The organism is Kitasatospora phosalacinea (genome assembly GCF_000717185.1).
In the GTDB taxonomy this organism is placed as follows: Bacteria; Actinomycetota; Actinomycetes; order Streptomycetales; family Streptomycetaceae; genus Kitasatospora; species Kitasatospora phosalacinea_A.
This window is the reverse complement of record NZ_JNYE01000012.1, coordinates 53,763-73,891: the sequence shown is the minus strand read 5'-3', so window position 1 is coordinate 73,891 and position 20,129 is coordinate 53,763. Positions and strand designations below refer to the sequence as shown.

General features: G+C 75.4%; 17 protein-coding genes. 6 read left to right on the top strand and 11 right to left on the bottom strand.

The genetic code is table 11. The annotated features are described in order from the left end of the window. The first annotated feature begins 83 nt into the window (after positions 1-83). Complete coding sequence (locus OO57_RS07290; protein WP_033251469.1) at positions 84-1,718, top strand: zinc-dependent metalloprotease; 1,635 nt, start codon at positions 84-86, stop codon at positions 1,716-1,718. After that, positions 1,715-2,278, top strand: a complete 564-nt coding sequence (locus OO57_RS07285) for an NUDIX hydrolase (protein WP_033251468.1) — start codon at positions 1,715-1,717, stop codon at positions 2,276-2,278. The genes OO57_RS07290 and OO57_RS07285 overlap by 4 nt, the downstream gene beginning before the upstream one ends. 102 nt (positions 2,279-2,380) lie before the next feature. Here the strand turns inward: OO57_RS07285 and OO57_RS07280 are convergent, their stop codons facing one another. Then, on the bottom strand, positions 2,381-3,151 hold the full coding sequence (locus OO57_RS07280; RefSeq protein ID WP_324606768.1) for a M48 family metallopeptidase: 771 nt from the start codon (positions 3,149-3,151) through the stop codon (positions 2,381-2,383). 783 nt (positions 3,152-3,934) lie between these two features. Between OO57_RS07280 and OO57_RS39195 the strand changes: the two genes are divergently transcribed. The 3 genes from OO57_RS39195 to OO57_RS07265 all read left to right on the top strand — a co-directional run bounded on the left by OO57_RS39195 (position 3,935) and on the right by OO57_RS07265 (position 7,286). After that, positions 3,935-4,402: a hypothetical protein gene (locus OO57_RS39195; RefSeq protein WP_158715045.1), complete on the top strand. Its 468-nt coding sequence runs from the start codon at positions 3,935-3,937 to the stop codon at positions 4,400-4,402. 294 nt (positions 4,403-4,696) lie between these two features. Next, entirely contained in the window at positions 4,697-6,037 is a 1,341-nt protein-coding gene (locus OO57_RS07270) for an ABC1 kinase family protein (RefSeq protein ID WP_033251467.1), read from the top strand. An 82-nt stretch (positions 6,038-6,119) separates the two neighbouring features. Beyond that, positions 6,120-7,286: a barstar family protein gene (locus OO57_RS07265; protein WP_051776799.1), complete on the top strand. Its 1,167-nt coding sequence runs from the start codon at positions 6,120-6,122 to the stop codon at positions 7,284-7,286. A gap of 13 nt (positions 7,287-7,299) precedes the next feature. Here OO57_RS07265 and OO57_RS07260 read toward each other — a convergent pair whose 3' ends face one another. The 5 genes from OO57_RS07260 to OO57_RS07240 all read right to left on the bottom strand — a co-directional run bounded on the left by OO57_RS07260 (position 7,300) and on the right by OO57_RS07240 (position 12,461). Next, positions 7,300-8,370 (bottom strand): phosphotransferase, encoded by a 1,071-nt coding sequence (locus tag OO57_RS07260; protein WP_033251466.1) that lies wholly within the window; start codon positions 8,368-8,370, stop codon positions 7,300-7,302. A 276-nt stretch (positions 8,371-8,646) separates the two neighbouring features. Beyond that, the gene (locus tag OO57_RS07255) at positions 8,647-8,892 is read right to left on the bottom strand and encodes a hypothetical protein (protein ID WP_033212161.1); all 246 of its coding nucleotides are present in this window, start codon (positions 8,890-8,892) and stop codon (positions 8,647-8,649) included. A 164-nt stretch (positions 8,893-9,056) separates the two neighbouring features. Next, positions 9,057-9,425 (bottom strand): WhiB family transcriptional regulator, encoded by a 369-nt coding sequence (locus OO57_RS07250; RefSeq protein WP_106973923.1) that lies wholly within the window; start codon positions 9,423-9,425, stop codon positions 9,057-9,059. A 171-nt stretch (positions 9,426-9,596) separates the two neighbouring features. Continuing rightward, a complete protein-coding gene (locus OO57_RS07245; protein ID WP_033251465.1) occupies positions 9,597-10,013 on the bottom strand; it encodes a hypothetical protein in 417 nt (138 codons plus the stop codon). 159 nt (positions 10,014-10,172) lie between these two features. After that, positions 10,173-12,461, bottom strand: coding sequence for an ATP-dependent DNA helicase UvrD2 (locus OO57_RS07240; RefSeq protein WP_081973510.1), 2,289 nt, complete (start codon positions 12,459-12,461; stop codon positions 10,173-10,175). Between the two features lie 169 nt (positions 12,462-12,630). Here OO57_RS07240 and OO57_RS07235 point away from each other — a divergent pair, with 169 nt between their 5' ends. Continuing rightward, a complete protein-coding gene (locus tag OO57_RS07235; protein ID WP_033251463.1) occupies positions 12,631-12,882 on the top strand; it encodes a mycoredoxin in 252 nt (83 codons plus the stop codon). Positions 12,883-12,972: 90 nt separating this feature from the next. Here the strand turns inward: OO57_RS07235 and OO57_RS07230 are convergent, their stop codons facing one another. The 5 genes from OO57_RS07230 to OO57_RS07210 form a co-directional block, all read right to left on the bottom strand. Further along, positions 12,973-13,767 carry a GntR family transcriptional regulator gene (locus OO57_RS07230; RefSeq protein WP_033251462.1) on the bottom strand — a complete coding sequence of 265 codons (795 nt, stop codon included), beginning with the start codon at positions 13,765-13,767 and terminating at the stop codon, positions 12,973-12,975. 218 nt (positions 13,768-13,985) lie between these two features. Continuing rightward, on the bottom strand, positions 13,986-14,927 hold the full coding sequence (gene nudC / locus OO57_RS07225; RefSeq protein WP_033251461.1) for an NAD(+) diphosphatase: 942 nt from the start codon (positions 14,925-14,927) through the stop codon (positions 13,986-13,988). A 49-nt stretch (positions 14,928-14,976) separates the two neighbouring features. Next, positions 14,977-16,374, bottom strand: a complete 1,398-nt coding sequence (locus OO57_RS07220; protein ID WP_033251460.1) for a dipeptidase — start codon at positions 16,372-16,374, stop codon at positions 14,977-14,979. 160 nt (positions 16,375-16,534) lie between these two features. After that, entirely contained in the window at positions 16,535-19,363 is a 2,829-nt protein-coding gene (locus tag OO57_RS07215; protein ID WP_033251459.1) for an FtsX-like permease family protein, read from the bottom strand. After that, positions 19,360-20,124, bottom strand: coding sequence for an ABC transporter ATP-binding protein (locus OO57_RS07210; RefSeq protein ID WP_033251458.1), 765 nt, complete (start codon positions 20,122-20,124; stop codon positions 19,360-19,362). The genes OO57_RS07215 and OO57_RS07210 overlap by 4 nt, the downstream gene beginning before the upstream one ends. Positions 20,125-20,129 lie beyond the last annotated feature (5 nt).

The window sequence follows — 20,129 nt, the reverse complement described above, 5'->3', positions numbered from 1 at the left end:
ACCATTGAAACCGCTCGGAGCCCCCGGGCGGCAGACTTTCCCGCCACACCACCCGCGTGACGGCCGATCAGATCGAGGACCCCGTGAGCGACCTCCCCTTCGGATTCGGCGTTCCCCCCGAGGAGCCCGAGGACGGCGAGAACAAGGGCAAGAAGGACGGCGAGCAGGGCGACTCGACCCCGCAGCCGCCCTTCGGCTTCGGCACCGGCAACCCCTTCGGGGCGCTCTTCGGCGCGGGCGGCCCCGGCGGCGGGCAGGGCGGGGACAACCCGTTCGCCGCGATGATGGGCGGCTTCAACCCCAACGACCTCGGCGCCGCGTTCCAGCAGCTCGGGCAGATGCTCTCGTTCGAGGGCGGCCCGGTGAACTGGGAGCTCGCCAAGAACATCGCCCGGCAGACCGTCGTCGCCGAGCAGCCCGAGGGCAGGTCCAAGGACCGCTCGGTCGGCGCGGCCGAGCGCACCGCCGTCACCGAGGCCGTCCGGCTCGCCGACCTCTGGCTGGACTCCGCCACCGAGTTCCCCTCCACCTCCTCCGCCGCGGTCGCCTGGAGCCGCGCCGAGTGGATCGAGGCCACCCTCCCGGTCTGGAAGGACCTGGTCGACCCGGTCGCCGAGCGGGTCGGCAACGCCATGGGCGGCGTGCTGCCCGAGGAGATGCAGGCCATGGCCGGGCCGCTGATGGGCATGATGCGCTCGATGGGCGGCGCCATGTTCGGCACCCAGATCGGGCAGGCGCTCGGCGCGCTCGCCGCCGAGGTGGTCGGCTCCACCGACGTCGGCCTGCCGCTCGCCCCCGCCGGGAAGGCCGCGCTGCTGCCGCAGAACGTCGCCGAGTTCGGCGAGGGCCTGAGCGTGCCCGCCGAGGAGGTCCGGCTCTACCTCGCCCTGCGCGAGGCCGCCCACCAGCGCCTGTTCGCCCACGTGCCGTGGCTGCGGGCGCACCTGTTCGGCGCCGTCGAGGCCTACGCCCGCGGCATCAAGGTCGACACCTCGCGGATGGAGGAGCTGGTCGGCCAGATCGACCCGGCCAACCCCGAGGCCCTCCAGGAGGCGCTGGCCGGCGGCCTGCTCCAGCCCGAGGACACCCCCGCGCAGAAGGCCGCCCTGGCCCGGCTGGAGACCGCGCTGGCCCTGGTCGAGGGCTGGGTCGACGCCGTGGTGCACACCGCCGCCGCCCCGCACCTGCCGCAGGCCGCCGCCCTGCGCGAGACGCTCCGCCGCCGCCGCGCCTCCGGCGGCCCCGCCGAGCAGACCTTCGCCACCCTGGTCGGCCTCGAACTGCGCCCCCGCCGCCTGCGCGACGCCTCCCGCCTGTGGGCCTCGCTCGCCGACGCCCGCGGCGTCGAGGGCCGGGACGCGCTGTGGAGCCACCCCGACATGCTGCCCACCGCCGCCGACCTCGACGACCCGGACGGCTTCGTGCACCGCGACACCGCGCCGGTGGCCGAGGGCGGCTTCGACTTCGACGCGCTCGACAAGCTGCTCGGCGAGGCGGCGGGCGGGGGCGCGAGCGGCGGCACGAGCGGCGGCGGCAAGACGGACCTGAGCAAGGACGCCCCGTCGGGCACCTCGTCGGACGCTGCCCCGGACGAGGACGCTCCGGACTCGGGTTCGGACTCGGACTCGGGTTCGAACAAGGACGCGGGCTCGGGCTCGGGTGAGGACTCGGACGCGGGCAAGGACGGCGAGCAGGGGCCGGAGGGCACCGCCAAGTGACCGCGCTGCACGAGGACGCCGTCCGCGCCCTGACCGACTGGACGCCCGACGGGGCCGGCCAGGACGAGCTGCGCCGGGACTACCTGGCCCACCTGGCCGACCGCCCCGACGGCATGTGGCGGGCCTGCCTGCCCGGGCACGTCACCGCCAGCGCCCTGGTGGTCGACCCGGAGGGCGGGCGGGTGCTGCTCACCCTGCACCCGAAGGTCGGGCGGTGGCTGCAGATGGGCGGCCACTGCGAGCCCGGCGACGCCACGCTGGCCGCGGCCGCACTCCGTGAGGCCGTCGAGGAGTCCGGCATCGCGGACCTCGCGCTGCTCACCACCGACGGCCGCACCGCGCCCGTGAAGCTGGACCGGCACCAGGTCCGCTGCGCCGGGAAGGACCGGCCGGAGAACACCCACCTGGACGTGCAGTACGTGGCCCTGGCCCCGGCCGGGGCGCGCGAGCTGATCAGCGAGGAGTCGCTCGACCTGCGCTGGTTCGGCTGGGACGAGCTGCCCGCCGACACCGACCGCTCGGTGCGCGACTTGGTGGCACGGGCCCGCACGCTGCTCTGACCCGCCGTTCCCGGTGCGCCGCGAGGCCCCGGCCGCCCTCCTGGGAGGGCGGCCGGGGCCTCGTCCGTCGTCCGGGGCCTCGTCCGTCGTCCGGGCGAGGGCTCAGGTCGCGCGGGCGGGCGGGACGTGCGGCAGCCGGGCCGCGGAGGCGACGCCCTCCAGGTAGCCGCGGGCCCGTTCGGTGCGCGGGTAGGCGTCCAGCAGGGCCCAGAACCGGGGGCCGTGGTCGGGGACCAGCAGGTGCGCCAGCTCGTGCAGCAGCACGTAGTCGACCACGTACTCGGGCATGCCCTGGAGCCGGTGGGAGAGCCGGATGGTGCGCTCGCTGGGGGTGCAGGAGCCCCAGCGGGAGTTCTGGTTGGTGACCCAGCGGACCTGCTCGGGGACGGCCCGGCCGTCCAGGTAGAGCAGGGAGAGCTCGCGGGCCCGGGCCTGCAGGGCCTCGTCACCGAGCGTCCGGCGGCTCTCCTGCGCGGCCAGCTTGTCGAGCATCTGCGCCACCCAGCGCTGCTCCTCGGCGTGCGACATCCGGGCCGGGATCAGCACCACGGTGCGGTCGCCCTCGCGGTAGGCGGAGACGGTGCGGCTGCGGCGGGCGCTGCGGCGGACCTCGACCTTGCTGCGGTCGACGGCGGCGCGCTCGGGCGCCCGGGCCTGGTCGGGCGCGCGGCTCGGACCGGAGGTGCGGGTCGGACCGGGGGTGCGGCGCGGGTCGGACGCGTGGCACGGGTCGGACGCGTGCTCGCGGTCGGATGTGTGCTCGCAGTCGGCCTCGGTGCCGGCGTACGCACCCGGCGCCGCGGCCGCCGGTCCGGAGGCTGCCCGGACGCGCCGACGCGACGCCGACCGGTGGGAGTCCCGTTCGGCTGCCATGGCACAGGACGTTACCCCGTCCCCGTGACAGAAGTCCGGCACCGGGGCGGCGCGGCCCGCGGGACCACCCGGGCGCGTTGTCCACAGGCTGTGCACAGTGATGAGCCGATCGTCCTACCGGGGCTGTGGACAACGGATTTCCGCGCTTCCGGACGGGCGGGCAAGCTGCGGTCACCGGCGGTCCCGACGCCGGGAGCCCGACCCTGGGAGGAACCCGCATGCGCCCCGTGATCAAGCCCGCCCTGTCCCGGCTCTGGCGGGAGAAGCAGACCCTGCAGTTCGGCACCGTGCGGCGGCACGCCCGGCTGATCGAGGGCGTCGACCGCAGGCTGGCCGACTTCCTGGACCTGATCGACGGCAGCCGGGACGGCCCCGCGGTGATCGCCGCCGGGCAGAAGCTCGGCCTGGGCGCCGAGTACTGCCGGGCGGTGCTCGACTCGCTCGGCAGCAGCGAACTGCTGGACGACGCCCAGGCCCTGCGGGACGTGCTGGAGCTGTACCCGCCGGCCCGGCGCGACCTGCTCGGCCCCGACCTGGCCTCGCTCTCCCTGGTGCACCCGGCACCGGGCGAGGCCGCGGCCGTGCTGCACGGGCGGGCCCGGGCCCGGGTCGAGGTGCGCGGCGCCGGGCGGATCGGAGCCGCCGTCGGGGCCGCGCTGGCGGCCGGCGGGATCGGCGAGGTCGCGGTGCTGGACCGCGGCCGGGTCACCGCCCGGGACTGCGCGCCCGGCGGCCTCCCGCCGGGCGACATCGGGCGGCTGCGCGCCACCGCCGCCCGCCCTGGTGGTGCTCGCCCCGCGGGACGGCTCCGCCGCGTACACGGGGGCCGCCGTCGACGCCCAGGAGCTGATGCGGGCCGGCATCCCGCACCTGTACACGGGGGTGCTCGAACACCTCGGCGTGGTCGGCCCGCTGGTCGTCCCGGGCGCCTCCGCCTGCGGCAGCTGCGCCACCCTGGCCCGGCGGGACGAGGACGAGGCCTGGCCGCGGCTGCTGGCCCAGCTGATCGACGAGGGCCCCGGCCGGGCCCGCCTCCCGGCCTGCGACGGCGCGGTCGCGGCCGCGGTCGCCGGACTCGCCGCCCTGCACGTCCAGCTGTACCTGGACGGGGCGCCGCCGCCGAGCGTGGACGGCTGGTGCGAACTGTCCGCCGCCGACGGCATGGTGCGGCGGCTGCGGCTGCGCAGTCACCCGGACTGCGGTTGCCTGTGGCAGTCCTCCGCGCCGGGGCGAGCGGGCACAATGGCCTAGGACGAGCCGTGAGCCCGTCCGGTGGTCCACGACCGATCCGCCCGCCACCGCCCGCCCGGGGCACCGCCCCCGGATCGGGCGGCGGCGCCCGGCGGAGGTCGCCGGGCGCCGGGCGGGCTCCGGGACGCCGCTGTACCGACCGCCGGCGGGGCGCCGGTCGGTCCGGAGGATCAGGAGGTCCGGTGAGCGATCTACCGCGCAAGGCAGGAACCGGCACGGCACGGCCGGTCGCCCGCCCGCGTGCCGGGGCGGCCCCGGCCGTCACCGGCCGCACCGACCGGGCGGGGGCGGCGGATGTCTGAGATGCCCCGCAAGGCGGTCTCCCGGACGGCCCGGCTGGCGGCCCTGCCGCTGAGCTTCGCCGGGCGGGCCACCCTCGGCCTGGGCAAGCGCCTGGGCGGGCGGCCCGCGGAGGAGGTCGCGGCCGAGCTGCAGGCCCAGACCGCCGAGCAACTCTTCGCGACCCTCGGCAAGTTGAAGGGCGGTGCGATGAAGTTCGGGCAGGCCATGTCGGTCTTCGAGTCCGCCCTCCCGGAGGACGTCGCGGGCCCCTACCGGGCCGCGCTCACCAAGCTCCAGGAGTCCGCACCGGCGATGCCGACCCGCACCGTGCACGCGGTGCTCGCCGACGACCTCGGCGCCGACTGGGCCGACCGCTTCCGGTCCTTCTCCGACCAGCCGTCCGCCGCCGCCTCGATCGGCCAGGTGCACCGCGCCGTCTGGAAGGACGGACGGGACGTCGCGGTCAAGATCCAGTACCCGGGCGCGGGCGAGGCCCTGCTCAGCGATCTCGGCCAACTCTCCCGGCTGGCCCGGGTGCTGGGCCCGCTGATCCCGGGCGTGGACATCAAGCCGCTGATCGCCGAACTGCGCGAACGGGTCACCGAGGAGCTCGACTATCGGCTGGAGGCGGAGTCCCAGCAACTGCACGCCGAGGAGTTCACCGGGGACGCCGACATCCTGGTGCCGCGGGTGGTCGCCCAGTCCGGGCGGGTGCTGGTCACCGAGTGGCTGGAGGGCAAGCCGCTCTCCCAGGTCGTCTCGGACGGCACCCGCGCCGAGCGCGACCGGGCCGGGCAGCTGCTCGCCCGCTTCCTGTTCGCCGGCCCGAGCCGCACCGGCCTGCTGCACGCCGACCCGCACCCCGGCAACTTCCGCCTGGTCAAGACCGGCCGCACCGCGGCGAGCTGGAAGCTCGGCGTGCTCGACTTCGGCACCGTCGACCGCCTCCCCGGCGGCCTGCCCCTCCCGATCGGCACCTCGCTGCGCCTGGCCCTGGCCGGTGACGCGACGGCGGTGCACGACCTGCTCCGGCAGGAGAACTTCATCCGCTCCGGCATCACCCTCGACCCGGACGCGGTGCTCGACTACCTGCTCCCGATCATCGAGCCCACCCGCGCCGAGCAGTTCACCTTCAGCCGCGACTGGATGCGCACCCAGGCCGCCCGGATCGCCGACCCGCGCTCCCCCGCCTACAACCTCGGCAAGCGGCTCAACCTCCCGCCCTCCTACCTGCTGATCCACCGGGTCACCCTCTCCACCATCGGCGTCCTCTGCCAGCTCGGCGCCACCGTCCGCCTGCACGAGGAGCTGGTCCGCTGGCTGCCGGGCTTCGCCGACCCGGAGGCCGACTGAGTCCGGGCGCCCCGGCCCGCGAAACCCTTTGCCCTGGCCGGGGCACCCGGTGCACGCTGAGGTCCTCGAAGGGGGGCCGCAGTTGTCGGACCAGGTGTGGGTGGACCACGTGCGGGCGGAGGACCACGCCCGGTGGGAGCGGGCTTTCCCGGTGCGGTACTTGGTCGTCGGGGAAGCCGAGGACGAGGGCGGCGGCGAACTGCTGCTGGGCCGGTGCGCGGCCGTCGAGGGACTGTTCGCCGACCCGCCCCCGCCGCCGCGGGAGGTGCTGGTCATGCGCGGCTGCGCGCCCGGGGTGGTGGCCGGCTGGGTCGGGGCGGCTTGGATCGAGGGGCGGACCGGCTCCGGGCGGAGCCACTGGTGGGAGCTCCTGGACGCTGAGGTGCTCGCGGTCGGGCCGCACGCCGCCGATCCGGCGCTGGTCGACGTGGTGGTCGGGGCGGCGATCGGCGCGGTGGACGCCTTCCGGCTGGCGCAGCACCCCTGCGAACGCTTCGAGCTGACGACGAGTCGGCCCACCGACGAGCTGCTGGCGGCGTGTTCGGAGGTCACGGGGCTGCTGGTGGACCGCGAGCCGCCGCGGCCACTGCCGGTGCGGCTGGTCGGCTGCGAGCTCGCCGAAGCGCTGCGGGCCCGGCTGGCCGCCGGTCACCGGAACTGGCCCGCGTACACCGAGCTGTGGGCGCTGGACGACGGCGGGCGGGTGCTGGACCGCGTCTCCACCGGGCTGGCCGTCGAACGGACCGGCCCGTCGGTGCTCGGCGGCGGGCTGCTGGACGTGCAACTGTCGGTATCCCCGGAGCAGTTGCCGGGATCGGCGGCCCGCGGGGTCTGGCGGAGCTGGCAGGCCGGGCCTCCGCAGCGGCCGGGCAGTTGGCGCGGGTTGAGCACCGCCGCCAAGGAAGCCTGGCAGTCGCTGGCGCTGTACCTCCGCGAGCCCGGGCCGGACCGCTCCGGCGGCGAGTACCACTTGGACGGCAGGGGCGTGGAGGACGGGACGGGCCTGCACTGCGCGCTCGGCGAGGCGGTGAACGGCCCGGGCGGCTACTACGGGCGGGAGTGGAACGGCCTGCGCGACTGCCTGGGCGGCGGCTTCGGGGTCGTCCCGCCGTTCACCCTGCACTGGCACGACTTCGCCGCCACCGAAAGGGAGTTGGCAGCGGAACGCGACCCGGCCACCGGCCTCGGCTACCCGGAGGAGCTGGCCCGGATGCTGGAGCAGCACGGGGTGACGGTCGTCCGGGCCTGACCGGCCAGGGCCGTCAGGTCCGTTCGGTGGTGAGTGGGCCCGCGGTGGGCCAGGTGGTGCGGGCGCGGGCGGCGAGGGTGGCGCAGAAGCGGCCGAAGACCGGGAGGGCGGTGTCGGCGTCGGCCAGTTCGGCGACCACCCGCAGACGGTGCAGGAGGCGGCGGCGGGCGGTGGCGTTGCCCCAGGTCCAGTCGCCGTGGTGGAGCCGGGCCAGGTGGTCGGCGGTGCCGCGTTCGGCCGCGGGGACGAGGGCGTCGCCGCGGATCAGCCAGCCCGCGCAGGCGTCGGCGAGCTCGGCGGCGCCGGCCGCTTCGGTGCCGGTGGCCGCGCGCCAGGCGGTGCGGTAGGCGGCCTCGGCCTCGGCCAGGGCGGCGGCGGGCTGGGTGGTGGAGCACCAGCAGGTGGGGAAGCCGACCCGCAGGTAGGCGAACTCGACCGCGCCGGGGCCGAGGGCGGACTGCTCGAAGTCGACGAACCGGACGCCGTCGGCGGTGTGCAGGTCGTTGCCGGGGCAGGGGTCGCCGTGCAGCAGCGCGTGCCGGGCGGGGGTGGCGGAGAGCCGGTCGACCAGGGCCTCGGCCTCGGCGCGGGCGCCGGGCGGGGCGGGCACGTCGAGGATCCGGGCCAGCGCGATGAAGCAGCCGAGGTCGCGTTCGGTCGGGCCGGTCCAGGTGGGCAGGTCGGTGCCGGGGGCCGTCCCGGCGAGGTCGTCGAGGTCGGCGGGGGCGCTCGCGTGCAGCCCGGCGAGCGCGGTGGCGTAGTCGGCCTGCCAGCCGGGGCCGGGGGTGCGGTCCTCCAGGCGCTCCAGCACCAGCAGCCGGTTGGCCGGGTCGGTGGCGATCAGCGCGGGCACCACCGGTCGGCCGGGGCGGCCGGGCCGGGCGGCGAGGGCCAGCGCGGCGGCCTCGCGGGCGTAGCGCTGGTCGGCGCCGGGCGAGTCGACGAGTTGCTTCACCACGACGGAGCGGCCGGAGAGTTCGGCCCGCCAGACCCGGGAGCGCGGGCTGCTGACCAGGCGGCGGACCTTGCGCGGCGGGCCGAGGGCGGTGCGCAGTTTCTCGCCGAGCGGGAGGGAGGGCCACATGGCGCCCATCCTTGCACGATCAGTTCGAGTGGCGAACAGCCGTGCGCAAGTGCGGTCTTGGGGCGGGGGAATGAATGCGACGGAACGGGGCAGACGGTGCCCGGGTTCGCCCAGGGGTCGTTCCGGTCCCGCTCCGCACCCGCCCGGCGGGCGGCCGGAACGGCGGTGCCGGAACGCGCCGACGGCCGGCTCCCCGGGGGCGGGGAGTCGGCCGTCGGCGTTCAGGGGTGGGTCACCGGCGGGGCCTCGCGGCCGGCCGGCGGGGTGGTGCGTCCGTCACATCAGGGCGACGGCGAGGGCCTTGCGGGCGCGCAGGGAGGCACGTTCGGCCTTGCGGCGCAGTCGCGCCGCGCGCATCACCCGCAGGCCGAGGCGTTGCTCCTCGGCCTCGTGGAGGCGTTGCTGCATATGCGCGCGCGCCAGGGATTCTTGCAGGAGATTCATCTCAAGCGTCCTGTTCTGGATCTGGAGTTCAGTGGTCTGCTCGGAGCGGACGGTCGGGTCGATGCCGGCGGGGTTCATGTGGTGGTCCTGCTCGTGGTGCGTGCTCGGGAAGGGACGGGTCAGTTCTGCGTCGGCCTTGGCGGCCGCGATGCGTACCGAGTGGCGCAGAGCGGCGTCCAGCGGGGGCTGCTCTCCCCTGCGGACGGCTCCGGTGCCGCTGCGGTCGGCCGTGGCTGCGGGGTTCACGCCATGACCTCGGTCTTGCGCGGACGGCCACGCGGACGCTTGCGGGCGACGACGACGCCCTGGACGAAGAGCTCGCCGCCCCAGACGCCCCACGGCTCGCGGCGCTCGATGGCGCCGGTGAGGCAGGCGGCCTTCACGGGGCAGGTGCCACACAGGGACTTGGCGTACTCGACATCGGCGGGGGTCTCCGCGAAGAAGACCTCCGGGTCGAAGGCCCGGCACGGGATCGGGAGCCCGAGCGAGTCAGCCTCGTCGATGGCGGTGAGCTGCATGAGTGTTACCTCCGGGGGGTCGGCCTGGTTGGCCTTGACGGTCTTGTCGGTCGGTACGGACGGGAGGGGCGGCGGTGTGATGACCGTGGACACTGTGGGCGTCTTCCTCGTCTTCGATGTGGATCCGGCCGTTCCGTTGTTCGGATCGGTCCGGAGGCCCCGGGGGGCCTGGGTGGGTCTTGCGTACCGGACAAAACAGAAGGGCCGCGGAACCCGGTTGCTGGGTTTCCGCGGCCCTGGAGGCACCGCCCGTGACTGGTTCAGTCAGGGTCGTTCGCTCCAGGGTCCAGGCCCGCGGAAAGCCTGCTTCCTACCGGCTCCGGCGCCGCGAACGGCGGCCTCGGCCAGGGAGATCTGCTGGTCCTGCTTGTTGGTTCCGGCACCGACGGCGGCCGCATAGCGCCCATGCCGGGCTTCTGCCGCTACTGCCTTCGGTGCCTGGGTCGGTCGCTCGTCGGACAGCGAAATGCCGTCGACGAACAGCGCCCAGTCACGGGAGAGACCTGCCTCGACACGGGTGCCCTCAGCATTGCCCAGATCACTGACAAGGCAGTGCTCGGACAGCTGGACTCCGGCGTTGCCGCCGGCCGTGCCAAGACCCAGAACCGACGCGCTGACGCGCGAGGGCATGGCGAGGGTGGTCATCAGGTCGGTCACTTTGGTGATCATCTTGGTCTCCACTGCACTCGCCTCCTCTCGGCGTCTCGCGGTGCCCGGTCGCCCGGGCTCCGATATCTGGTTGATGGTCAGCGCACGCAGAAACAAGCCCTCTGCGAGCTTCGCGGCCTCGTCCCCTTGACCGCTCCGGCAGGCTATTGCGCCGTACACGCGGCGCGCAAACTATTTTTCCGGCGAGTTCTCGGCCTCGTTCTCAGCCTGGATCTCGGCTTCGCCCTCGGACGGGGCGGGCTCCGGCTCCCGGTCGGTCTCCCCCACCGGCTCCGGACTCTCCCCCGCACACAACAACAGCACGTCGGAGCCGTACTTGTCCAGCTTCATGGCGCCCACCCCGGAGATCCGGGACAGCTCGGCGAGGCTGCCCGGCACGTCCTCCGCGATGGCCGTCAGGGTGGCGTCGGTGAACACCACGTAGGCCGGGGCGCCCTGCTCCTTGGCCTTGACCGAGCGCCACTCGCGCAGCCGCTCGTACAGCGCCTCGTCCATCGTGGACGGGCAGCCCTCGCAGCGGCGGAGCTTGCGCTCGACGGCGTCGGTCAGGGTCCGCTCGCAGACCCGGCACTTGACCGGGCCGCGCGCCCGGCGCGCGGCGGAGCGCTCCGCGCCCGGCTCGACGCCCCCGCGCCCGCCGCGGGTGCGCGCGCCGGAGCTGCCGGAGCCGGGCCGCAGCCCGTCCAGGAAGCGGGTGGGCTTGCGGGAGGCGCGGCCGCCCGGGGAGCGGGAGAGCGACCAGGAGAGGGTGAGGAAGCGGCGGGCCCGGGTGACGCCGACGTACAGCAGGCGGCGCTCCTCCTCGACCTGCTCGTCGGTCTTGGCGTAGATGATCGGCAGCGTGCCCTCGCTCAGGCCGACCAGGAAGACCGCGTCCCACTCCAGGCCCTTGGCGGCGTGCAGCGAGGCCAGCGTGACGCCCTCGACGGCGGGGGCGTGCTGGGCGGCGGCCCGGGCGTCCAGCTCGGCGACGTAGGCGGCGAGGTCGGCGCTCTCGCCCGCGGCGGTGCGGGCGGCCTCGAACTCCTCGGCGAGCCGGACCAGCGCGTTCAGCGACTCCCAGCGCTCGCGGACGGCGCCGGAGCCGGCCGGCGGGGTGGGCGCGAAGCCGCGGGTGGCCAGCACGGCGCGGACCTGGGCGGCGAGGTCGGGCGCACCGGAGGTCAGCGGGTCGTCGGCGGCCCGGGCGGCGCCCTTGAGCAGGACGCCGGCCTCGCGGACCTCGGGGCGCTCGAAGAACCGCTCGGCGCCCTTGAGCTGGTAGGCGATGCCGAGGTCGGCGAGGGCCTGCTCGTACACCTCGGACTGGCTGTTGGTGCGGAACAGCACGGCGACCTCGCTGGCCCGCACGCCGGTGCCGAGCAGGTCGCGGATCAGGCGGGCGGTGGACTCGGCCTCGGTCGGCTCGTCCGGGTACTCGCGGTAGACCGGCTCGGGGCCCGCCTCGCGCTGGGAGACCAGCTCCAGCCGGTGCTGGGCGGCCTGGCCGCGGGCCTGCGAGAGCAGCCCGTTGGCCAGGTGGACCACCTGCGGGGTGGAGCGGTAGTCCCGGACCAGCTTGACCACGGTGGCCTCGGGGTGCCGGTGCCGGAAGTTCAGCAGGTGGTCGGGGGTGGCGCCGGTGAAGGAGTAGATGGTCTGGCTGGCGTCGCCGACGACGCAGAGGCTGGCGCCGCCGTCGCCGCCCGTCCACTGCTCCAGCAGGCGCTGCTGGAGCGGGGAGACGTCCTGGTACTCGTCGACGGTGAAGTGCCGGTACTGGGAGCGGACCCGCTCGGCGATCTCCGGGCGCTCCTCCAGGATCGCCGAGGTGAGCAGCAGCACGTCCTCGAAGTCGATCACGTTGCGCTGCTGCTTGGCGGCCTCGTAGGCGGCGTAGACCCGGGCGATCTCCGCCGGGTCGCGCGGGGCCTCGCGGCCGGACTTGGCCAGGGCGGCCGGGTAGTCGTCGGCGACGACCTGGGTGACCTTGGCCCACTCGATCTCGGCCGTCAGGTCGCGCAGTTCGGTGCGCTGGACGCGCAGGCCGCTGCGGCCGGCCGCCTCGGCGACCAGCTGGACCTTGCGCTCCAGCAGCCGGGGCAGTTCGCCGCCGACGGCGCGCGGCCAGAAGTACTGGAGCTGGCGCAGCGCGGCGGAGTGGAAGGTGCGGGCCTGCACGCCGTCCGCGCCGAGCTGGCGCAGGCGGCCGCGCATCTCGCCGGCCGCGCGGGCGGTGAAGGTCACGGCGAGGACCTGGGCGGGGTGGTAGACGCCGCTGCGCACGCCGTAGGCGATCCGGTGGGTGATCGCGCGGGTCTTGCCGGTGCCGGCCCCGGCCAGCACGCAGACCGGGCCGTGCAGGGCGGTGGCCACGGCGCGCTGCTCGGGATCCAGCCCGGCCAGCACCGCGTCCGCTCCGACGGGGGCGTGGCCGTACTGCGCGTGCGGGTCGTCGAACCCGAGGAGGTCTTCCTGCATGCCCTCCATCCTCGCAGGCGCTCCGGACAGTTCGGACGGGCTTGTCCACAGGCGGCCTGTGATGGTCGGATCGTCACACCAACACCCGTCCCGGAATGGGCCCGGGCCGCCGGACGTTGCACCGGGCGGCCGCCCGGCCACCGTCCGTCGACCGAAGGAGCACCTCGCCATGTCCGGCACCGTCACGATGTACAGCACGACCTGGTGCGGCTACTGCAACCGCCTCAAGGGCCAGCTGGACCGCGAGGGCATCGCCTACACCGAGATCAACATCGAGCAGGACCCGGCCTCGGCCTCGTACGTGGAGTCGGTCAACGACGGCAACCAGACGGTTCCGACGGTCGTGGTGGTCTCCGCCTCCGGCGAGCAGAGCGTGATGACCAACCCGAGCCTGCGCCAGGTCCAGTCCGCGCTGGTCTGACCGGCCCGCGGCCGGTCGGGAGGGCCCGGTCGGCCGGAAGGGCCCGGTCAGCCCGGGGACGGTCGGCCCGGGGACGGCCGACCGCCCGGTTCAGTCGGGCGCCGGGGCGCCGTCGCCGAGCTCGTAGAGCAGCCGGGCCCGGTCGGCGGCGTAGCGGGTCTCCACCACCCGGATCGGGCCGCGCCGGTCGCTGCTGATCCGGGTGTTGACCAGCAGCGGCACGCCGGGGCCGAGGCCGAACCAGGCGGCCTCGGCCGGGTCGGGCATCCGGGCGGTCAGGTGGTCGGTGGCGGCGGTCTCGGTCCGGCCGAGCTGCGCCAGTATCCGCTCGTCGCCGCCGGGCACCGGCTGGTCCTGCATGAGCGGCGTCCCGGCGGCCAGCCCGGCCCGGTAGTGGCTCTCCTCGATGGCGTACGGCTCCTGGTCGACCCGGCAGAGCTGACGGCGCATCATGACGGTCTCCTCGGGGCGCAGTCCGAGCCAGGCGGCGATGTCGTGGCGGGCCCGGACGGCGGCGACCTGGAAGTCGACGGTGAGCTGCCGCCCGGCGGCCTCGGCCTCGGCGGCGTACACCTCGGCGCTGGGGGTGAGCGGCCCGCGGCGGGCGGGGCGGGGCGGGCGGGAGTGCACCCGGTGGTCGTGCCGGGAGGGCTCGCGCAGGTAGGTGCCCTTGCCCTGGACGCGCACCACCCGGCCCTCGTTGACCAGCACGTCCACGGCGAGCCGGACGGTGTTGCGGGCGACGCCGTACTGCCCCTCCAGTTCGGTCTCGACCGGGAGCCGGCCGCCGCCCGTCCACTCGCCGGACTCGATGCGGCGGCGCAGGTCGGTGGCGAGCCGCTGGTACTTGGGCTGGTGGGCGGTGCCGCCGCGGTGGATCGTCACGCGAGCGAATGTAGCCAGTGGGTTCGCGGGGTTTCAGCGGAATCCGCCAACCCGGCCCGGGTTCGGGGCACGGGAAACCCCGCCGCCGCCTCCCGGCCGCTCCCCGGGCCCCGCCCGGCCCCCGCGGCCGTCCGCGACCCGCCGACCGGCCGACGCACGACGGGGGCGCGCGGAACACCTACGCGCGCCCCCGTCGTGGGGCGGTCACCGGCGGTCGGTCACCAGCGGGTGGCCGCCGGGAGCGGTTCGCCGTACCAGAGTTCGACCAGGTGCCGGGCGATCGAGATGCCGGACGGCGGCAGGATCTCCCCCGCGGCCATCCCGGCCCGCATCTCCTCCCGGCTGAACCAGCGGGCCTCGGAGATCTCCTCGCCGTCCACGGTGATCCCGGTGCCGTCGGGCAGCGCCCGGCCGAAGAAGCCGAGCATCAGGCTGGACGGGAACGGCCAGGGCTGGCTGGCCACGTACTCGACCTCGCCGACCCGGACGCCCGCCTCCTCCCACACCTCGCGGACGACGGTCTGCTCGATGGACTCGCCGGGCTCGACGAATCCGGCCAGCGTGGACCAGCGGCCCTCCGGCCAGAGCGCCTGGCGGCCCAGCAGGCAGCGGTCCTCGCCGTCGGTGATCAGCATGATCACCGCGGGGTCGGTGCGCGGGTAGTGCTCGGCCGCGCAGGAGGTGCAGCGGCGCAGGTGGCCGGCCCCGGCCTTCTCGGTGGGGTGGCCGCAGCGGGAGCAGAACGAGTGCAGCCGGTGCCAGTGCTCCAGCGCGACGGCGTGCACCAGCAGCCCGGCGTCCCGGACGCTGAGCGTGCCGCCGACCTCGCGCAGGCCGGCCGGGCGGGCGTCGCCGTCGAGCCGGCCGGGCAGCGACTCGCAGTCCAGCGCGAAGTAGTGGATGCCGTCCTCGTCGGTGCCCAGGAAGTACCGGTGGCCGGTCTCGGGGGCCTCGAAGGAGGGCAGCAGCACCAGTTCGCTGCCGGTGGCGGTGTCCACCACGAAGGCCTCGCCCCCGGCGATCGGCAGCACCCGGGTGGTGGGGTGGCTCCAGGCCGCGGCCAGCCACGGCTCGTCCAGCCGGCGGTGCGCCGCCCGGTCCACCCCGGCGCGGGCCAGCGCGAGGTGCTTGGTGTCGGGTGCGCTGCTCAACTCGTCCATCCCCGTTCGCTTTCGCGTTCGATGCGGCTGTGGTGGCAATGAGGAACGGTCATCGCCGGAAGTTCTCCGCGAGGTCTCCCCACAGGTGGGCGGAGGTCTCGACGCCCTTGCGCAGCAGGTCGAGCTCCACCTTCTCGTTGATCGAGTGCCAGCCGTCCGAGGGTACCGAGATGCCCAGGAACAGCACCGGCGCCCCCAGCACGTCCTGCAGGTCGGCGGCCGGGCCGGAGCCCCCCTCGCGGGTGAACAGGACCTTCTGCTCGAAGGCCCGCTCCATCGCGCGGACGGTGGACCGGAGGGCGGGGTGGTCCAGCGGCGTCAGGCAGGGGCGGGTCGCGCCGGGGAAGACGATCTCGTACCGGATGCCCGCCGGGACCTGCGCGGAAACCCAGGCGGCCACCGACTCCCGGACCTTCTCCACCTCCTGACCCGCGACCAGCCGGAAGGACAGCTTCAGGTGCGCCTCGGCGGGGACGATGGTCTTGCCGCCGGGGCCGGTGTAGCCGCCCCAGATGCCGTTGACCTCCGCGGTCGGCCGGGCCCAGACCCGCTCCAGGGTGGTGTAGCCGGCCTCGCCCTGGGTGCCGTACGACTTGGCGACCTTCAGCCACTGCGCCTCGTCGAAGGGCAGTTCGGCGAAGAGCGCCCGCTCCTCGTCGGTGAGTTCGACCACGCCGTCGTAGAAGCCGGGGACGGCGACCCGGCGGTCGGCGTCGTGCAGGCCCGCGACCAGGGCGGCGGCCGCGTCGGCCGGGTTGGGGACGGCGCCGCCGAAGGAGCCGGAGTGGATGTCGTTGTCCGGGCCGTACAGGTCGATCTGGCAGTCGGCCAGGCCGCGCATGCCGGTGCACACGGTCGGGGTGGTCTCGGACCACATGCCGGTGTCGGAGATGATCACCACGTCGGCGGCCAGCCGCCCGGCCTCGCGGCGGACCAGGGCGGCGAAGTTCGGCGAGCCGGACTCCTCCTCGCCCTCGACCAGCAGCTTGAGGTTGACGGCGGGCGCGGTGCGGCCGGTGGCGGCGAGGTGGGCGCGCAGGCCCAGGGTGTGGAAGAAGACCTGGCCCTTGTCGTCGGCGGCGCCGCGCGCGTACAGCCGGCGGCCGACCACGGTGGGCTCGAACGGGTCGGTGTCCCAGCCGTCCTCGCGGGCGGCGGGCTGCACGTCGTGGTGGCCGTAGACCAGCACGGTCGGCGCGCCCTCGTCGCCGGAGGGCCACTCGGCGAACACCGCGGGCAGCCCGTCCGTCTCCCACACCTCGGCCACCGGGAAGCCGGTCGCGCGCAGCTTGTCGGCCAGCCACTCGGCGGAGCGGCGGACCTCGCCCGCCCGGCCCGGGTCGGCGGAGACCGAGGGGATGCGCAGCCAGTCGGCGAGGTCGGCCAGGAAGGCGTCCTCGTGCTGGTCGATGAAGGAGCGGACGGCGCTGTCCGGCGTTTTCGTCATACGGACGACTTTAGTTCGCCCGGGTGGGTGCGTGCCCACGGCCTCCCCCGGCCGTGAGCACGGTCACCCGCCGCGCCCCGCTCCCCCTCGAACCGCTCCCCCTCGAACCGCTCCCCCTCGAACCGCTCCCCCGGCGAACCGCTCCCGCCGCGGTGGCGGGTCAGCCGGCCCGGCGGGTCAGCCCGACCCGGGAGCGGGTGAGCAGCGCGGCCAGCAGGACCGCCACCACCGGCAGGCCGACCAGCAGGGCGGCCAGGTCGGCCCAGGGGACGGCGATGACCGCGTCCTCGTGCCCGACCGGCGTGCCGTTGACCCAGACCTGCGTGTTGCGGGCCTCCAGCAGGCGCAGCGCGACCGCCGGGACGGTCCCGCAGAGCAGGCCGAGCACCGATCCCATCGCGGCGATCACCCCGCACTGGAAGCCGGACAGCCGTCGCCGGATGCCGCCGGAGGCGCCGACCGCGGCCAGCGTGGCCAGGTCCTGCTGGGAGTCGGCGGCGGCCAGGCCGGTGGCGATGCCGGCCGCGCCGAGGGCGACCAGGGCGGCGAAGGCGGTCAGGCCGACCATCTTGACGCTCCGCTCGGCCTGGAAGCCCCGTTCGACGTCCAGGTAGACGGTGTCGTCGAGCTTGCCGAGGTGGTCGCTGGTCTTCTGGACCTTGCCGTCCGAGGGCGCCGCGGCGGGTCGCCACAGCGAGCCCAGGGAGCGCACGCCCAGTCCGGCCCGCTGCGCGGCCTCCCGGCTCATCACGACGGTGGCGAACGGGAGCGGCGCGTCCACCTCGACGGCCGCCACGTCGACGTCCCGGGTGGTGCCCCGGTAGTCGCCCGCGTCGATCTGGGCCTTGGTCGGCTCCTCCTCGGCCCGCAGGGTGACCTTGCCGCCGGTCACCCGGTCGTGGCGGAGCACCAGGGCCTTGCCCGCGGCCAGGGCCTGTTCGGCGGCCGGGTCGTGCAGGTCGAGCAGGTTGTGCAGCAGTGCCGGGTCGCCGACCAGGACGTCGCCGAACATGCTGGTCAGCTCGTCGGGCAGGCTCCGCATGGCGACGCACCGGGGGTCCCCCGTCGCCGCCCGGCGCTCCTCGTCGGTGATCGCGTCGTCGGCCGGGCAGCGCTTCTCCGGCGCCATCAGCGCGCGGACGTACCCGCAGGCGTAGCCGGTCGTGCAGGCTCCGGGGGTGGCGGTCGGGCCCAGCACGTCGGCGCGCTCGCCGAGCTTGCCGAGGTCCTTCTCGACGGTGTCGCGCAGGGTGGCGTAGCGGGCCGCGTCGCCCTCCCCGCGGCCGCCCTGCAGCAGGGCGACCGCGCCCGCGGGCAGGCTGGGCCGGTAGTCCCGGCGCTGCTGCTCGACGTCGCTGGCGTGGTAGATGCCGACCGCGACGGCGCCCGCGACGGCGGCCATCACGGCGGCCACGGCGGGGGCGGTGCGGCCGCGGTTGCGCACCGAGTCGCGCAGCGCGAGCCGCGGGCTGAGCGGCAGGTGGCGGCCGAGCCGGCCGAACAGGCCGATCAGCAGCGGGGTGCACAGCAGCATGCCGAGTTCGGCGATCACCGAGCCGCCGAGCAGGCCGGGTACGGGGGCGGTGTTGGTGACCGCGCAGAGCAGGGCCAGCCCGGTGCCGCCGGCCACCATCACGGCGCCGAGGACGGCGACGATCCGGTTGGCGGGCTTGCTGCCGCCGCGGCCGGTGAGCGCCTCGACCACGTCCTGCCGGGAGGCCTGGACGGCGGGGACGACGGCCGCGAGCAGGCCGGTGACCAGGCCGACCAGGGCGACGGCGAGCAGGTCGAGGGGCTGCACGTCGAAGTGGCCGAAGCGCTGCCCGCCGTACTCCTCCAGGGGGCCGCGCAGCAGCGCGACCAGGCCGGTGCCGCCGAGCAGGCCGAGCACGGCGCCGCCGGTGCCGAGCACCGCGCCGCCCGCCAGCACCACGGCCCGCACGTGCGAGCGGTCGCCGCCGCCCGCCGCGAGCAGGCCGAGCTGGCGGCGCGAGCGGCGGGCGCCGACCGCGAACGCGGGCCCGGCGAGCAGCACGATCTCCAGCAGGGCCATGCCGGGCACCAGGGCGGCGACGGCCAGCACGCTCTTGTTGACGTAGCCGGAGGAGTACCTGTCCTGCTCCGCGTAGAAGGGGACCTCGCTGCGGGCCGGCGGGTGCAGCAGGACGGCCCGGGAGGCCACCGAGAAGCCGTACTCGTTGAGCTCCTTGACCTTCGGCCAGTCGATCCGGCCGTCGGCGGGCAGCTTGACCAGCCAGGTCGTCCAGTTCATCTGCCCGCTGTCGGCGGAGGCCGGGTCGGCCTGGGCCAGCGGGGCGAACACCGCGCCGGGGCGGCCGTACAGCACGGTCTGGCCGAGGTCCGCGGGGTCCTCGACGACGCCGGTGATGGTGTAGGGCCGGGAGTCCAGTCCGCGGAAGGCGGTGCGGTCGCCGATCCGCAGGCCGGAGCGGTCCAGGAACTTCCGGGTGGCGGCGAGCTGGTCGGGTCGGGTGGGGGCGCTGCCCTCGACCACGTCGAGCTTGCCGCGCCACACCGGGTCGGTCAGGTCGACCTCGTCGACGCTGGTCGTCATCCGGCCCTCGGCGGTGGTGGTCGTGGTGCTCTTGTACTGCCCGGTCGGCACCAGCACCGCGCCGGGGAGCAGTTCGGTGAGCAGCTGCGCGGGGTCGGTCGCGGCGCTGCGCTGCTGGGCGGGGGTCTTCGCCGCGCCCTGCTCGGGCACCTTGGAGGTGCTCTCCCGGCCGTCGGGGCTCTGCAGGACGGTGCCGCCGGGCGTGGTGGAGGTGACGGAGGCCTGGGCGGTGCCCATCGTCCGGGCGGCCTGTTCGGCCGGTTCCAGCTGGGTGCTGCGGGCGATCACGTCCACTCCGGCGACGCCGAGCACCGGCAGGGCGATCATCGCCAGGACGAGGGCGCTGCGGCCCTTGGCGCGGGCGGCGTCGCGGCGGGCGATCCGGAGGGCGGCGCGCCAGGCGCTCGGCTTCACCGGTCGCCGTCCTTGCGGGCGTTGGTGGCGGCGGTGACGAGCAGGCTCCCGGCGTCCTGGCGGGCGGTCTCGTCGACCAGCAGGCCGTCGCGCAGGAAGACCACCCGGTCCGCCCAGGCGGCGTGCCGGGCCTCGTGGGTGACCATCATGGCGGCGGCCCCGGCGTCGCAGCGGGCGCGCAGCACGGCGAGCACGGACTCGCCGGTGGTGGAGTCCAGGGCGCCGGTGGGTTCGTCGGCGAGCACCAGGCGGCGGTCGCCGATCAGGGCGCGGGCGATGGCGACGCGCTGCTGCTGGCCGCCGGACATGTCGTCGGGGAAGCGGTCGGCGAGTTCGCCGATGTTGAGCTCCTCCAGCGCGGCGAGCGCCTCGCGGCGGGCGGCCCGGGCGGAGGTGCCGTCCAGCTCGCGGGGCAGGGCGATGTTCTCGGCGGCGGTGAGCGCCGGTATCAGGTTGTAGTCCTGGAAGACGTAGCCGACCGAGCGGCGGCGGACGGCGGCCAGCTTCTTGCGGTCGAGGTCGCCGAGGACGGTGCCCTCGACGATCACCCGGCCGTCGGTGGGGCTGTCCAGGCCGCCCGCGAGGGTCAGCAGGGTGGACTTGCCGGAGCCGGAGGGCCCCATCACGGCGACCAGTTCGCCGGGGTGGACCCGCAGGTCGACGGCGCGCAGCGCGTGCACCTCGGCCGCGCCGTGGCCGTGCGTGCGGCTGACCCGGTCGAGGTGCAGGACGGGGTCGGCCGGCTTGAGTTGTTCGGTCATCGCTC